This is a genomic window from Pseudomonas yamanorum, assembly GCF_013386765.1.
Classification (GTDB): Bacteria; Pseudomonadota; Gammaproteobacteria; order Pseudomonadales; family Pseudomonadaceae; genus Aquipseudomonas; species Aquipseudomonas yamanorum_A.
This window is the reverse complement of sequence record NZ_JACARE010000010.1, coordinates 13,578-28,339: the sequence shown is the minus strand read 5'-3', so window position 1 is coordinate 28,339 and position 14,762 is coordinate 13,578. Positions and strand designations below refer to the sequence as shown.

Genomic DNA, 14,762 nt, shown 5'->3' with positions numbered 1-14,762 from the left:
TTATCCAGAACATGCGTGCTTACCTCTACTGATCCTTCATCGCCTCGTGCCTGTGCCTAGCCCGTGGCGTTGAGCTTGACCTGCTCTTTCGCCAGCTTCACCACGTTCTCCAGGGTAAAGCCGAACTTGGCCTGCAACTTGGACAGCGGAGCCGAGGCGCCAAAGCTGTTCATCACCACTTTCGCCCCGGTCTGCCCCACGTAGCGATCCCAGCCCAGGGGGCCTGCCTGTTCCACCACCAACCGGGCTTTCACCGTGGGCGGCAGTACGCTGTCGCGGTAGGCCTGGTCCTGTTCTTCGAACAGTTCCCAACTCGGCATCGACACCACCTGCGCCGCCACGCCCTCGGCCTTCAGTTGCTCATAGGCCTGCACCGCCAGGCTGACCTCACTGCCGGTGGCCATCAGGATCACCTGGGGATTTTCGGCGCCGGCCAGCACATAGGCACCACGGGACGTGCCCGAGGCGGCGGCGTATTTCGTGCGGTCCAGGGTCGGCAGGTTTTGCCGCGACAGCACCACACACGTCGGCCGATGGGTCTGGGCCAGGGCGATTTTCCAGGCTTCCAGGGTTTCATTCGCGTCGCCCGGGCGCAGGGTCAGCAAGCCCGGCGTGGCCCGCAGTTGGGTCAGGTGTTCGATGGGCTGGTGGGTGGGGCCGTCTTCGCCGACGCCAATCGAGTCGTGGGTAAACACGAACACCACCGGCAACTCCATGATCGCCGCGAGGCGAATCGGCGGCTTCATGTAGTCGCTGAACACCAGGAACGTCGAGGTGTAGGGCCGCAGGTACGACAGCGCCATGCCGTTGGCAATCGCGCCCATGGCATGTTCACGAATGCCGAAGTGCAGGTTGCGCCCGCCATAGTTCTCGGCGCTGAAACGCCCGGCGCCGTCGAAGGTCAGGTTGGTCTTGGTGGACGGCGACAAATCGGCCGAGCCCCCCAGCAACCACGGGATCTGTTGGGCAAACGCGTTCAACACCTCACCACCGGCTGCGCGGCTGGCGACACCCTTGGCATCGCTGGCAAAGCTTGGCAATGGGTCCTGCCAATGCTCGGGCATTTCACCCGCGCGCATGCGCCGCAGTTCATCGGCCAGTTCCGGCTCGTACTGTTCCAGGTGGGACAGGGTTTGCGTCCATTGTTCATACAGCGGCTTGCTGCGCGCCAGCAGCGCATCCCGCAGGACCGTGCGCGCCTCATCCGGCACCAGGAAGCTTGAGTCTTCGGGCCAGCCGTAGGCGGCTTTGGTCAGGCGGATTTCTTCTTCGCCCAAGGGTTCGCCATGGGCCGAAGCGGTGTTGTGCTTGTGGGGCGAGCCGTAGCCAATCACGCTGTCGACCACGATCAGGGTCGGTGCCCCGGTGTTTTTCTGAAACGTGCTCAGGGCATCGCTCAGGGCCAGCAGGTTATTCGCATCGGTGACGTGCAGGGTGTGCCAGCCGTAGGCCTGGAAACGCTTGATCACGTCTTCGCTGAAGGCCAGTTCGGTGTGGCCTTCGATGCTGATGGTGTTGTTGTCGTAGATCCAGCACAGGTTATCCAGCTTCAAGTGCCCGGCAATGGAGGCGGCCTCGCTGCTGATGCCTTCCATCATGTCGCCGTCGCCGCACAGGGTGTACACGTTGTAGTCGAACAGCACCTGGTCGTCATGGTTGAAACGCTTGGCCAGCCAACGCTCGGCCATCGCCATGCCGACGCTGTTGGCGCAGCCCTGGCCGAGTGGCCCGGTGGTGGTTTCCACGCCGGTGGTCATGCGGTATTCGGGGTGGCCGGGGGTTTTCGAACTCATCTGCCGGAACTGCTTGATGTCGTCCAGGCTGATGGCCGGCTGGCCGGAGCGCTTACCGTGTGCGTCAATCTCCACCACGCCCGCCAGGTGCAGCAGCGAATACAACAGCATCGACGCATGGCCTACCGACAACACGAAACGGTCGCGGTTGGGCCAGTCGGGGTGCTCGGGGTGATACCGCAGGAAGCGGCTCCACAGGGTGTAGCCGACGGGCGCCAGGCCCATGGGCGTGCCGGGGTGGCCGGAGTTGGCCTTTTGCACGGCGTCCATGGCCAGGGTGCGAATGGTGTTGATGCACTGGGTGTCGACAGCGTTGGCAGCGTGATTCATGGAACCTGTTCTCCATCGGGTGACGATCTACAGTGGAGGCCAGGGTGGGCCAAAGGTTTTATGAAATCGTCTGCCCAGCGACGAACGGGGACTCAAACGCGACAGGTTGATCTCAAACATGACAAGAGCCCGCCAGATGGGCTAGCTTCAAGGTGCACTCAGTCATTGATCAACTTGCGGAGGTACTCCATGCCAGTGAAACACGACCTGTATCAGGACCTGACTTTCACCAAGGAAGACATTCAACAGCGCAGGGCGGGCGACAACTACCTGGATTCGCTGCTCCACCAGTACGACAGTGCTGACAAGGAGGTACTGGAGCTTGAGTCCTCCAGTGGCAGCGACGACGAGTTGGAAAAGCTGAAGAAGAAACGCCTGTTGATCAAGGACAAGATCGTCGAGCAACTGGAGAAAGCGGCGGCCAGGTAGAAGATTTGTTCAGAATTGTCTGAAAGACAGCGACCTTGGCGCTGCCTATCATGCCAACCGTTCGCCCGGCACTGGGGCTCTTAGACGGCGCATGGAATGCGCTGTGGCCGGGCGAACTCTCTTTTCAAGCCAGCAGCGCGCGGGTGCATTCGTCAATCGAGCGCTGCTGGGTTTCCCCGTACAACTTCAACTCATCGATCGTCGATCGGCCCAGGGCCTTTTCGAACTCGGCCTGGTTGGCGTTGGCGGCGTAGTGACTCTGCGCGGCATCCCCCAGGTTCGACTGGAAAATCCCCGCCGCACTCACCGGCAGAAAATCTTCATACACCAACGGCTCCACGTCCACGTGGCCGGCGGCGATCAGCTCGTCCAGCGTCGCGGCCTTGTGCTGGGCGGCCAAACCTTTCTCGGTCACGAAATAGCGGAAGTACGCCAGTTCCTGTTCACGCATCTGCCGGTAATTATCGGGGAACGCCTGGAAGTGCTGCTCCATCAGTTCGGTGTAGCGCCCGGCGTTGGCTTCATTTGGAAACGCCCCCAGTTGATCCCGCGCGGCATTCAGCAGTTGGTCATACAGCGCGCGCCCCTTGGGAGTGAGCGCCACGCCGCGTTGTTCTATTTCGCCGAAGCGCGCGCTGTGGCTGCCCTGGGCGTCGGTAAAGGCGATGGCCTCGTCGAGGGCCTTGAAACTGGTCTGGCGCAGCAGGATCGGGCACTGGCGGCGGGGCGGGCCTTCGATCACGGCCTTGGGGGTGATGCCTTTGCCGGGCATCGCGGCCTGCACCTGGTCGATGTCCAGGGTGCGCGGCGTCAGGTGGTTGATGTGCGGGCCCTTGAACGCCACGACGTCGGCGATCAACCGGTGCTGGTCGCTCAGTTGCTGGTATTGCGCGGCGGTGACGGTGGCGGTGTGGTGCCAGCGGAAGGTTTCCAGGGCCTGCTGGATAAACTCTTCGGCATGGGCCGCGTCGAGGCCGCCATCGGCTTGCGCCTGCTGGATCAGCTCAAGGGCGCGCGGGGTGAAGATCGAACGCTTGGCCAGGGCCGACTGGGCGAAGGCTCGCAGTTCAGGGTTTTCGATCAGTTCCAGGCGCAGCAGGGAGGTGAACACCCGGAACGGGCTGGCTTGCAGCGCGCTTTCATGCACGGCACGAAAGGCCGTGGAATGCACCGGAACCCCGGCCGGCGTGAGGTCGTAATAGCCCACCGGCTGCATGCCCATCACCGCAAACAGGCGGCTGATGGTCGCCAACTCTTCGGCGGTGCCCAGGCGGATGGCGCCGTGGCGCTCCATGTCCAGGCGCTGGATTTCCCCGGTGCGCTGCAGTTGGTGCGCCAGCCCGGGGTCGGTTTCCAGTACGCGGGCGTTGGTCTCGGCCACCAGTTCCATCAGTGCGCCGTACAGCGGCACTTCATCGCGGTACATGTCGGACATGGCCTTGGAGAAGCCTTTGCGAATCTCGTCAGGGCTGACAGGGCGGACGGTGGGCATAGAAAAATTCCTGGCGGCTACAGAGGTAAAAAGCACGGTTGCCTGATTTTGTTGGGCCTGCCGGCGCCTTGCAAACGAAGATTCCTCTGGACTTCATTCTGCAAATGAATGAGCTGCATGTAGTCAGCTTCACGTGCATCTCATCGCCGAAGGGCTCTACACTGGCCGTCACCTCGGAACGCGACGGAAGACTCGATGACGGCACAGCCTGCGACGAACATTCTGGAAACGATTGAAGGCCAGCGCCTGGCCAGGGACGACGCCGAGCGCTGGCGTGACTGGGGCCCCTACCTGAGCGAGCGGCAATGGGGCACGGTGCGCGAAGACTACAGCGCCGACGGCGACGCCTGGCGCTACTTCCCCCACGAACATGCCCGCAGCCGCGCCTACCGCTGGGGCGAGGATGGCCTGGCGGGCTTCAGCGACAAGGCCCAGCGCTGGTGCCTGGGCCTGGCGCTGTGGAACGAGCACGACGCAATCATCAAGGAGCGCCTGTTCGGCCTGAACAACGCCGAGGGCAACCACGGCGAAGACGTCAAGGAACTGTACTTTTTCGTCGATGGCGTGCCGAGCCATGCCTACATGCGCATGCTCTACAAATACCCCCACGCGGCCTTTCCCTACGACGACCTGATTACCGAGAACGCCCGGCGCGGCCTGGGTGACGCTGAATACGAAATCCTCGATACCGGGGTGTTCGAAGATAACCGCTATTGCGATGTCACCGTCGAATACGCCAAGCACCAGCCCGATGACGTGTTCATGCGCATCACCGTGCATAACCGATCCGACCAGCCCACGCGCTTGCAGGTGTTGCCCCACCTGTGGGCGCGCAACGATTGGAGCTGGACCGCGGACGCGCCCAAGCCCGAGTTGCGCCTGGAGGGTGAGCAGGTGCTGGCGCGGCATCATGAATTGTCTGATCGTCATCTGAGTGCCTGGGGCCAGGACGGGGTGGAGTGGCTGTTCTGCGAGAACGAAACCAACTACCCCAGGCTGGACGGGCTGCCTGGGCCCGGGCCGTTCAAGGACGGGATCAACGACTACGTCACCACCGGCGCGCCCACCGCGATCCGCCGGGATTCGGGGACCAAGGTCGCCGCCCGTTTCATCCTGGAGTTGGCGGGCCTGCAAAGCAAAACCCTGTACCTGCGTTTCGCCCCGGCGGACGCGCCCTGGACCAACGCGCGCAAGCTGTTCGAGGCGCGCCGCCAGGAAGCAGATGACTTCTATGCGGCCCTGCAACAGGGCATCGCCGATGAGGACGCGCGTAATGTGCAGCGCCAGGCCCTGGCCGGGTTGCTGTGGTCCAAGCAGCTGTATTACTTCGACGTCAACCAATGGCTCGACGGCGACCCGGCCCAGCCCGCGCCGCCTCCCGAGCGCCTGCATATTCGCAATACCCATTGGCGGCACCTGTCGAATTTCGACATTCTTTCAATGCCCGACACCTGGGAATACCCGTGGTACGCCTCGTGGGACCAGGGTTTCCAGGCAGTGGCCTTTGCCCTGATCGATCCGGGTTTCGCCAAGCAGCAACTGCTGTTGTTGGTGAAGGACCGCTTCATGCACCCCAACGGCCAGTTGCCGGCCTACGAGTGGCGTTTCGACGACGCGAACCCGCCGGTACACGCCTGGGCCAGTTGGCGGGTGTACCAGCAGGACAAAGCGCTGAACGGCGTGGGCGATATGGATTTCCTCGAACGGATCTTCCACAAGCTGCTGCTGAATTTTTCCTGGTGGGTCAACCGCAAGGACGCCGAGGGTCGCAACCTGTTCCAGGGCGGGTTCCTGGGGCTGGATAACATCGCGCTGTTCGACCGCTCGGCCGATCTGCCGCCGGGTTACCAGCTGGACCAGGCGGACGGTACGGCGTGGGTGGCCGCGTATGCCCTGGACCTGATGCGCATTGGCCTGGAGTTGGCCAAGCGCAACGTGGTGTACGTGGACATTGCGGTGAAGTTCTTCGAGCACTTCCTGTACATCGCCGGCGCGATTAACCGCGTGGACAACGGCGAAGAAGGCCTGTGGGATGAGCAGGACCAGTTTTTCTACGACGTGCTGCACCGGCCCGGGGGTGAAAGTGAGCCGGTGCGGCTGCGCTCCATCGTCGGGCTGATGCCGCTGTTTGCGGTGCTGGTGCTGGAGCAGCGCGAGCATGAAGGCCTGGAGGGGCTGCGCGAGCGTCTGTTGGGTTTTATGAAGCACCGGCCGGACCTGGCCAAGCTGGTGTCGCGCTGGAACGAGCCGGGGCAGGGCAATCGCCTGTTGCTGGCGTTGTTGCGGGGCGAGCGGACCAAGGACTTGTTGCGGCGCATGCTGGATGAGTCCGAGTTTCTCTCCACGTTTGGCGTACGCTCGCTATCCAAGGCCTTTGCCGAGGAACCGCTGGCGCTGAAGATGAATGGCAACACCCTGTGCGCCCGCTATGAGCCGGCGGAGTCTGACTCACGACTGTACGGCGGCAACTCCAATTGGCGCGGGCCGTTGTGGATGCCGGTCAATTACATGCTGATTGAGTCGCTACGGGAGTTTCATCGCTACTACGCCGACAATTTCTCGGTGGAGTATCCGGCGGGGAGTGGGTACCTGGCGTCGCTGGAGGAGGTTGCAGACGGTCTCAGCCAGCGCCTTACCCGCTTGTTTCTGCGAGATGAAAACGGTTCAAGGCCGTCGATGGTGGGGTATGCGCAGTTGGAGGCGGACCCGGCGAGTCGCGACCTGGTGTTGTTCCATGAGTACTTTCATGGTGAGACCGGGCGTGGGTTGGGGGCGTCGCACCAGACGGGGTGGAGTGCGTTGGTGGCGCTGTTGTTGCAGCCAAAAACCTGAAAACAACACGATCAAAATGTGGGGCTTATGTGGGAGCTGGCTTGCCTGCGATGCAGACGCCTCGGTGAATCAGTTGCACCGAGGTGATGCTATCGCGGGCAAGCCCGGCTCCCACACAAACTCACCTGGTCTGGCCAGAGTTACCCTGATCAGGCCGGGAACAGCTCGCTCAATTTCATCGCCAGCATCATGTCGCCTTCAGTGCGCAGTTTGCCGCCCATGAATGCCTGCATGCCATCGGTGGAACCGTCGACGATGCCTTCCATGGTTTTGGCGTCCATCACCAGGGTGACCTGGGCGTCAGGGTTTTCGCCTTCCAGCAGTTCGCAGGTGTTGTTTTTCACCACCAGCGAGAAGTTCTTGGTGTCGTCGATACGGAAACCGAACACCAGGTCCAGGCCGTCGGCAGCGGCTGGGTTGAATTTGGCTTTCATTGCTTCTACGGCTTTAGCTACGTCAGTCATGGTTTCGATCCTTTTATGGTGAGTCCAGTGACCTTGGGGTCACGGTTGGCCGCAATTCATCGGAAGGTGATGAGCTGCGGCGCCTTCAACAGTTGCAAGTGGGTATGACTGTTGAAGGAAGCCAGTGCCACCTCGCGACCACGGAATTTCAGCTGGTTGAGCGAGGTGTTAACAATTTGCCAGTTCAGTTCGAAGGCCTGCGCGGCAGGCATCCGGGTAATCAGATGGAGCAGGGCAGTGATGGTGCCGCCGGAGGTGAACACGGCGATCTTGTGACTGTTATCGGCGGTTTCGAGCAGGCGTTGCAGGCCGCCCTGGACCCGTTCGACAAACCCCAGCCAGCTTTCCAGGCCCGGCGGGTCGTAGGTGCCGGCCAACCAGCGTTCGACAATCAGGGAAAAGATGCGCTGGAACTCGCCACGGTTTTGCGCGGCGTTGCGCAGGATGTGCAGGGCTTCGGGTTCGCTGTGCAGCAAGTCCGGGAGCAGGGCGCGAATGATTGCCTCGGCATCGAATTCGTTGAACGCGCTGTCGATTTCCAGCGGCGGTACCGGCAGGCCAAGGGCGCTGTACTGTTCGAAGGCGGCGGTGGCCGTGTGCTGCTGGCGACGCAGGTCGCCGGACACGCAACGGTCGAAGCTCAGGCCCAGTTCTGCCAGGTGGCTGCCCAGCACTTGCGCCTGTTGCACGCCGACGGGCGACAGCACGTCGTAGTCGTCTGCACCGAAGGAGGCCTGGCCATGTCGAATCAGGTAGATGCTGCCCACGTCCGTTTTCCCGGTACGTTGAAAGTCTGGCGAGGTTATGAGGATGCCGGGAAGCTGTCAATGAAAAAACATACGCTTGTTTTAAAAGCTCGTTGGAAGGCCGCCCCGGCGCCGGGGCGGCCTTGCTCGTGCGCCGTTGTCAGCGGCCTTTTTGATCAACCCCGCTGGTCAGCAACTGGCTCTGGTCGTGTCCGCCGGCGCGTAGCAGGCCGGTATCGAACTGCTCGTCGGCCAGGCTTTGCGGGTCGCGGGCGTCGGTGTACGCATCGCGCAGTGCAAGGCCCAGCAGCAACGGGGACGAGGAGGCATTGAGGCCCAGGTCCGTACGTTGGTCGCGGCCACTCAAGTCCTTGCCGGTAACCGCCGCGCCGCCCAGGTCCACGGCGCCGTTGCTGGCGCCGATCCGCGCGCCGAGCAAGTCGACACCGCCCGCCACCTGCAGATTCACGCCGTCACGACCCTGGATGCCGGAGGCCTCGGCCACGGTGTTGTTGCGGGTACGGCTGAAGTCCGCCAGCAAGGTCGGGGTGACATCGCGGTTTTCAGGGTTCTGGAACAGCAGGTCCTTGAAGCGGTCACGGGAGGTGCCCGGGCTGCCAGTACTTCTGGCCAGCAATTTATCCTTGAGCGCCTGGGTTTTGTCGCCGGCCTTTTCGTAGAGTTTTTTGCTTTTGTCTTTCACGCTGCCACCAATCGGGCCGGCGGCAACGCTGGCCTTATCGATGCCGCCAGACGGATTTTTTTCGGTGGCCAGTTGTGCATCCACATTCAACGTCAACCCCCGGACCTGGTCTTGCCGGCTTTCCACCCGCAGGTCACCGCCGATCCGGCCACTGACCTCGCCGGCCGTGACGGTGGCGCCCAGCAAGCGCGTGTCGCCACGGCTGTCGAGTTGTACCCGGTCGGCCCGCAGGCGCGTGTTGTCGTGGGTCTGGCTGTCGAGTTGGTCGATGCCGCCTTTCACCCGCGCGAACAGGCCCGAGCCGTTATTGGACGAGTCCGAGCTACGGGCGAGGCTGGCACCCAGCCCGGCGGACAGGGCTTTGTTATTGCGCTGCTCGTCGGAAACGGCGGACTCCAGGATCAGATTGCCGTCGGTGGCGGCCAGCTCGAACGCCTGGGCGTTGCCTTGCACCCCTTGCAGCTGCACGTTGCGGCCCTCGATTTGCACCGTACCGCGGCTGTCGACGCTGCCGCCCCGTTGCAGGGTGCTGCGCTCATCGATGCTGCCCACGCTGCCCTGGAGGCCGAATGCACCATTGCCGCCGCTGGCGGTGTCGCTTTGGGTGGCCTTGACGCTTACACGCCCGCCGCCGCCCAGGTTGCCGCCTCGGGCCGAGTAGGTATCGACGCCGGCGAGGAATTCAACGTCGCCACCGGCCTTGAGCCGCACATCGCCGTTGCTGTCGATTTGCGTGCCCTGCAGCGTCAGGTCCTGCCCGGCGACGATCTCGGTCACCCCTTCGGCGAACAGGCTGGCACTGCGGCCTTGAGTGTCTTCGACGTCCAGCCAGGCCTTGTCGAGCTGGCCGCCGGCGTTGGCTTTTTTCAGGGTGTCGGGGCTGGTACCGGCTTCCACCCAGCCAAATCCGCCCAGAGTGGTTTCGTTGCTGGTTTGCCAGTCGCGGGCTTCGGTAAAACTCAGGGAGCCGGGCGTGCGGATCTTCAGGTCACCTTTTCCGGCGTCAAACCGGGTGCTTTCATAGCGACCGTCAGTACCCAGTTGCACCTGGATGCCGTATTTGCCTTCCAGGCTGCCGGGTACGGCGGTGCCGGTGGCCTGTCGCAGGTCGAAGCGGCCGCCCGCACCGAGGATACGCGCGTTGATGTCGCTGCCGGTGGTGGTATACGCCCGCAGCGCGGTATCGACATCCGTGCCCTTGTCGCGGCTGAAGGTGGTGTTCTCGGCGGCTGCAAAGTCATGGCTGTCAGCGGTAATTGAAAGCAGGCCGTCGGTGGCCACGTAGCGGGTGCCGGTGTCGGTCAGTGCGCCGTCGACCTGCACCTTCACCGAACCCCCTTCGAACTCACTCACCACGGCCGTGGTAGAGCCAGACTCGGCGCGGCTGTCCCGTACGCTGACGGCCAGGTCGAGCCCGGCGTTGGGCGGGTCCAGCGCATCCAGTACCGACGGCTGGTAGACCTTGGTCTGGTCGATTCCGTCGACCACTTTCTTGATCGGCCGGGTCACGTCCTTGTATTCGATATTGGCGCCGAGGCTTGCGCTCCAGTGCTCGACTTCCCGGGTCTCGACCACGCTGTCGTAAACCGCGCGGTTCTCCAGGCTGCCGGCGCTGATATTAAGCTCGCCGTCGGCCTTGACCTTGACCGCCTCGGTGATGATCTGGCCCTGGCCATCGCCGGCGTTCACATTGATATTGCCGGCAGCGTTCAACTGGCTCGATTGAACCTTGGTGATGTCGGTGGTCGTCACTTCCTTATCCTTGTCGACCTGCCAGCCACCGCCTGCGCGGTCCATGCCGCCGGTGTAGAACTGGCCCAGGCTGAGGCTGTCTTCCTCGACGACCAGCAGGCTTTTATCCGCCTCGCTGAGCAACTCGATGGATTGGCCCGTGAGGTTCAAGTCACCCTCGGTGGCCGTCACGTCGGAAGCCTTGACCAGCAGATTGTTGCCGGCGTTGATATCCACACTGGCGCCACTGAGCTGGCTGCCTTCGTGGGTGAGTGTGTCCACGGTGGTGGTGGTTTGCTGCTGGTTGTAGTTGACGCCGGCCTGGTATTGCTCCGACCCTTTGACGCCGGGCGCGGCTTCCTTGGTTTCGCCGGCTGACGCAGAGAACCCGTGCCGGTCTGTCTCGGTGACGGTTTTTTCGGTGTTTTTCCCCGCCAGCAGGTTGATGTCGCCGGCGGCCTCCAGTTCCAGCCGACCTTGTGCCGCCACGTCGGAGCCGATCACGTTCACGTCACTGGCGCTTTGCAGGCGCAGGTTGCTTTGGGATTGCACCTGGCTGCGCACCTGAGTGGTGGTGTTCTTGCGCTCGCGGGTCTGGTCCTTGAGCAGGCCGAACAGTTTGCTGTCGGTGGCGGATTTGTCCGAGCTGATCAGGTTCTGCGCACCGTCGATGCTCAGGGCGCCGCTTTGGCTGATCAGCAGCGCATCCTTGCGGCCCAGTACCTGGCTGCCACTGATGACCACGTTTTCGGAGCTGATCCTCAGGGTGCCGTTGCTGTCGACCTGGCTGCCGACCACCAGGTCCTGGCTTTGATCGTCCTGGGCGTTCTGCCCGAAAAACGCCCCGGAGAGCAGGTCGCCTTTGTAGTTTTTTTCCAGGCGTTCCTGGATCACGCGGGTGGTGCCGATTTCGACTTTGCCCCCGGCGTCGACCGTCAAGTCGCCCTGGCTTTGCACCTGGCTGCCGAGCACGTGCAGGTTCTCGCCGCTGGCCAGGGTCATGGCGCCGCCGCTGACGAGGGCGCTGCTGCGAGCGGTTTCGATTGTTTCGGTGGTGTCGTAATCGCCGCGCCAGAGGTTTTTGCGGTGTTTGACGGTTTCGCGGGTTTGCGTGGCGTCGTTCAGCGCGGTCAGGCGCAGGTCCTTGCCGGCCTTGGCCTGCAAAGTGCCGTCGGCACTCGCGGTGGAGGCCTTGAGGTCGATGTCTTGACCGGCCTTGAGGGTCAGGTTGCCGCTGGCCTTGAGATGGCTACCCTGTTGCTGGAGACGGGTCTCGGTGTTTTTTTTGTCGTAGGTTTCGGTGGTGATGAACAGGACTTTCTTGCTCCAGTCTTCCTGCTTTTCGGTCGTGCGCGAGCTGGTCAGCGCGTCAAGGCGCACGTCACCCCCGGCGCTGGCATCGATGTTGCGGCCATTGACGTCGGAGGCCTTGAGCACCAGGTCGTCCTTGGCGTGCAACTGCACATCGCCGTTGTCGCTGTTCAGTACGTTGCGGTTGGCGACGAGCGAGTTGGTGAACGTGCTGCCGGTCATCTCCAGGTTGCCGGCGGAGGCGACCTTGAGGTCGCCCATGGCCAGCAACGGCGCCGCCACCTTGACCCCAACCCCGTCGGCCGTGCTGATGATATTGATCCGTCCGGCCTGCATCGCGCCGAACAATTGCGCATCCACCGTCGGCCTGCCGGGCTGGCGGGTCTGCTCGATCCGCAAGTCTTCGTACGCCACCTGATTCAGGCCCATGATCACCTCCAGGTCGCCCCGCGCGTCTGCGCTGCCGGTGGTGTCGATGCGCGGGGCGATCAGCGCGATGGCGCCGCCCATGTTGCTCACTCCCAGATCGCCGACCGTCAACCCGGCGCTGGCGTCGAGGGTCGAAAGCCGTGCAAGGCGCCCGTTTTCCAACTCAGGGCTACCCACCACAAACGTGGCGCGCGGCGTATTGATGAAGCTGGCGCCGTTGACGTTGATGCCGTTGGGGTTGGCCAGCACATAGTCGGCGGCCCGGCCGAAGATCTCCTGTGGGCCATTGATGCTTGAGCTGTTGCGGCTGATCACTTCGTTGAGAATCAGGCTGGCGTCGCGGCCATTGAACTGCGGGTTGGCGCCCAGTTGCCCGGCCAGTTGCGACTGCCCGGCCAGCGTGGAGTTGTTCAGCACCAGGCCTTGGCGCTCGACGTCATAGTTCAGGAACTGGTTATGGGAAAGGCCCGCCGAATTGGGGGCCACGATGTTGATCACCGGCACGCCTTGGTTGGAGGACACGGTGGCGCCGCCGGGCGCCGGGACCAGGCTCGGCGCAGCCTGCATGGTCATCATGACGATTGCTCCGTCGGCTGCGATGGCGGGCTGCAGGTAGTGGATAAATACCAGGCTGCCGATCATCCAGCGCAAGGTCTGGCAGGGTTTGAGGGCGGAAGGGGGGAGGTGCGCAGTTCTTTTCATGACGAAACCTTGTGATTGTTGTTATCGGGTTGCGTGCACTGTCCTTATGCTCCTTGCGAGCACGGTGAAGCTCCTCGGGTGTTGGTCCGGAACACCCGTCTTGTGGATTCACATTCGCAGGCTCAATTCCAGGCGCCAGAAGCCGGGCTCCCGGCTCGAAGGGGTCGGGCCGAAGAGCCGGCGCTGGTAGTCCAGGTCCAGCTGCCAGTCGCGTGAACTCAGGCCGACACCGATATTGGCCCCGGCCAGCCGCTGGCTTTCGGCGCCCGCCACCAGCCGGCTCCAGCCTATGTCCAGCCCCAGGCGCGGGCTGAGGGTCCATTGCGCGCCGAGGTGGCGGGGCAGGCTCAGGGTGTTGCGCCACACCGCGCCATTGGCTGCCTGTACCAGGTCCTGACGAACGCCGCGCACCGCGTAGTCGTCGGTCAGCAGCATCTGTTCCAGGCTCGGCAGCGGGTCGGGGCTGTATTGCAAGGCCAGTTGGCTGTTCCAGTTCCATTGCGCATCGCGGCCCTGGCGCCAGTAGCTGATGTCGGCTCGATACTTGCGAAACTGCGCGCGGGGCAGCGCGGGCGACAGCCGTTGCTCGTCGCGGTCGGCTCCCAGCCAGTCCAGGCCCTGGGCGTAGCTCACGCTGGTATTCCAGAGGCCGTCGGTGATCTTCACCAGGTTGAGGCTGGCCTCGGCCACCGTCAGGCTCGGACTTTGGATGGCCAGGTATTGTTCGGCGAAGTAACTCTGCGAGCGCTTTGAACTCAGGCGCAGCATGCCGTTGAGCAGCGTGCCCTGGTCGCGCCAGAGCAGGCGGTTGAGGCTGAGGCTGTATTGGCTCGTCTGGCCGTTGGCGCGGACGGTCTGGCTGGGCAACTGGACCGGATAGCGGTATTGCGAGTGGCTGGCACTCAAGGCCAGGGTCCAGAAACCGTAGGGAATGTTGTAGTACAGGCTTTGGCTGCGGCTGTAGGCGGACGTCTGGTCCAGGGTGGTACTGGCGGCGAGGGCGATAAAGTCGTTTAACCCCGAGGGGCTGTCGTAGGTCAGGGTCAGCGCGCCGTTATTGGGTCCGATGTAGTCGGTGCCACGGTTGTTGTAGCTCACCACGGCGCCGATCGGCGCGGCGCTGGTGCGTGGTCGAATCAGCAAGCGCGAGCCGCCGGGCAGGCTGCCGGGGGCCACGTCGGCGGTCAGGTCCAGGGAGCGCAGGCGGTTGAGTTGGTCAAGGCCCTGTTCCAGCTCGCGCAGTTGCAGCGGCTTGCCGAGCATGCCGGGGAAGGCGCCGCGCAGCGAGATGGCCAGCTCCGGGGCCGCCAGTTCGATGCTTTCCACAAAGCCTTCCTCAATGCGGATCTCCAGGCTTTGCCCGTCCTGTGGCCGTTGCGCCAGGTAAGGCCGACTGGCGATGTAGCCGGCGTCCACATACAGCGCGGTGAGGGCCGCCAGCAGTTGGTTGAGTCGGGTGACGCCCATGCAGTCGCTCATCAGGGGCTGAAGTCGTGTGTTGATCTGCCCTTGGCTGATCAAGGTGTTGCCGGCCAGCCTGAGCCCCCGGACCTGCCAGCAGGGCTCGTCGGGCGGCGACGCTGGTGGTGCGGGCGCAGCCTTGGGGGACGATGGGCCGGAACGCTCCAGCAGGCGCAAGCGTTGCTCCAGTTCCAGTTGTTCCCGCGTACGCCGCTCAAGCTCCTGGGCGCGTGGGTCGGCGGCCAGGGCTGGCGCTGGGGCAATCAGCACAATCGCCAGGGCTGCCAGCATCCAGGAAGTGGACACGGGGCGTGGAATGTCGGGATGCCTGCTATGCAT

At 63.3% G+C, this 14,762-nt stretch carries 8 protein-coding genes; 2 read left to right on the top strand and 6 right to left on the bottom strand.

Annotated elements, in window-relative coordinates:
• Positions 1–56: 56 nt before the first annotated feature.
• The gene (gene tkt, locus HX875_RS06090; RefSeq protein WP_177042447.1) at positions 57–2,123 is read right to left on the bottom strand and encodes a transketolase; all 2,067 of its coding nucleotides are present in this window, start codon (positions 2,121–2,123) and stop codon (positions 57–59) included.
• 189 nt (positions 2,124–2,312) lie between these two features.
• Here tkt and HX875_RS06085 point away from each other — a divergent pair, with 189 nt between their 5' ends.
• Positions 2,313–2,552 carry a DUF465 domain-containing protein gene (locus HX875_RS06085; RefSeq protein ID WP_177042446.1) on the top strand — a complete coding sequence of 80 codons (240 nt, stop codon included), beginning with the start codon at positions 2,313–2,315 and terminating at the stop codon, positions 2,550–2,552.
• Positions 2,553–2,676: 124 nt separating this feature from the next.
• Here the strand turns inward: HX875_RS06085 and hglS are convergent, their stop codons facing one another.
• Positions 2,677–4,044, bottom strand: coding sequence for a 2-oxoadipate dioxygenase/decarboxylase HglS (hglS, locus tag HX875_RS06080; RefSeq protein ID WP_177042445.1), 1,368 nt, complete (start codon positions 4,042–4,044; stop codon positions 2,677–2,679).
• A gap of 195 nt (positions 4,045–4,239) precedes the next feature.
• Between hglS and HX875_RS06075 the strand changes: the two genes are divergently transcribed.
• The gene (locus tag HX875_RS06075; protein ID WP_177042444.1) at positions 4,240–6,876 is read left to right on the top strand and encodes an MGH1-like glycoside hydrolase domain-containing protein; all 2,637 of its coding nucleotides are present in this window, start codon (positions 4,240–4,242) and stop codon (positions 6,874–6,876) included.
• A 149-nt stretch (positions 6,877–7,025) separates the two neighbouring features.
• Here the strand turns inward: HX875_RS06075 and HX875_RS06070 are convergent, their stop codons facing one another.
• The 4 genes from HX875_RS06070 to HX875_RS06055 all read right to left on the bottom strand — a co-directional run bounded on the left by HX875_RS06070 (position 7,026) and on the right by HX875_RS06055 (position 14,762).
• Positions 7,026–7,340 (bottom strand): SCP2 sterol-binding domain-containing protein, encoded by a 315-nt coding sequence (locus HX875_RS06070; RefSeq protein WP_177042443.1) that lies wholly within the window; start codon positions 7,338–7,340, stop codon positions 7,026–7,028.
• 56 nt (positions 7,341–7,396) lie between these two features.
• Positions 7,397–8,107, bottom strand: a complete 711-nt coding sequence (locus HX875_RS06065) for a histidine phosphatase family protein (protein ID WP_177042442.1) — start codon at positions 8,105–8,107, stop codon at positions 7,397–7,399.
• A gap of 139 nt (positions 8,108–8,246) precedes the next feature.
• Positions 8,247–12,962 carry a hemagglutinin repeat-containing protein gene (locus HX875_RS06060; RefSeq protein ID WP_177042441.1) on the bottom strand — a complete coding sequence of 1,572 codons (4,716 nt, stop codon included), beginning with the start codon at positions 12,960–12,962 and terminating at the stop codon, positions 8,247–8,249.
• A 108-nt stretch (positions 12,963–13,070) separates the two neighbouring features.
• Positions 13,071–14,762: a ShlB/FhaC/HecB family hemolysin secretion/activation protein gene (locus HX875_RS06055; protein ID WP_256348050.1), complete on the bottom strand. Its 1,692-nt coding sequence runs from the start codon at positions 14,760–14,762 to the stop codon at positions 13,071–13,073.

Coding starts and splice junctions, on each gene's coding strand:
- tkt (WP_177042447.1), bottom strand. CDS start 2,123: ATGAATCACGCTGCCAACGCTGTCGACACCCAGTGCATCAACACCATT.
- HX875_RS06085 (WP_177042446.1), top strand. CDS start 2,313: ATGCCAGTGAAACACGACCTGTATCAGGACCTGACTTTCACCAAGGAA.
- hglS (WP_177042445.1), bottom strand. CDS start 4,044: ATGCCCACCGTCCGCCCTGTCAGCCCTGACGAGATTCGCAAAGGCTTC.
- HX875_RS06075 (WP_177042444.1), top strand. CDS start 4,240: ATGACGGCACAGCCTGCGACGAACATTCTGGAAACGATTGAAGGCCAG.
- HX875_RS06070 (WP_177042443.1), bottom strand. CDS start 7,340: ATGACTGACGTAGCTAAAGCCGTAGAAGCAATGAAAGCCAAATTCAAC.
- HX875_RS06060 (WP_177042441.1), bottom strand. CDS start 12,962: ATGAAAAGAACTGCGCACCTCCCCCCTTCCGCCCTCAAACCCTGCCAG.
- HX875_RS06055 (WP_256348050.1), bottom strand. CDS start 14,762: ATGCATAGCAGGCATCCCGACATTCCACGCCCCGTGTCCACTTCCTGG.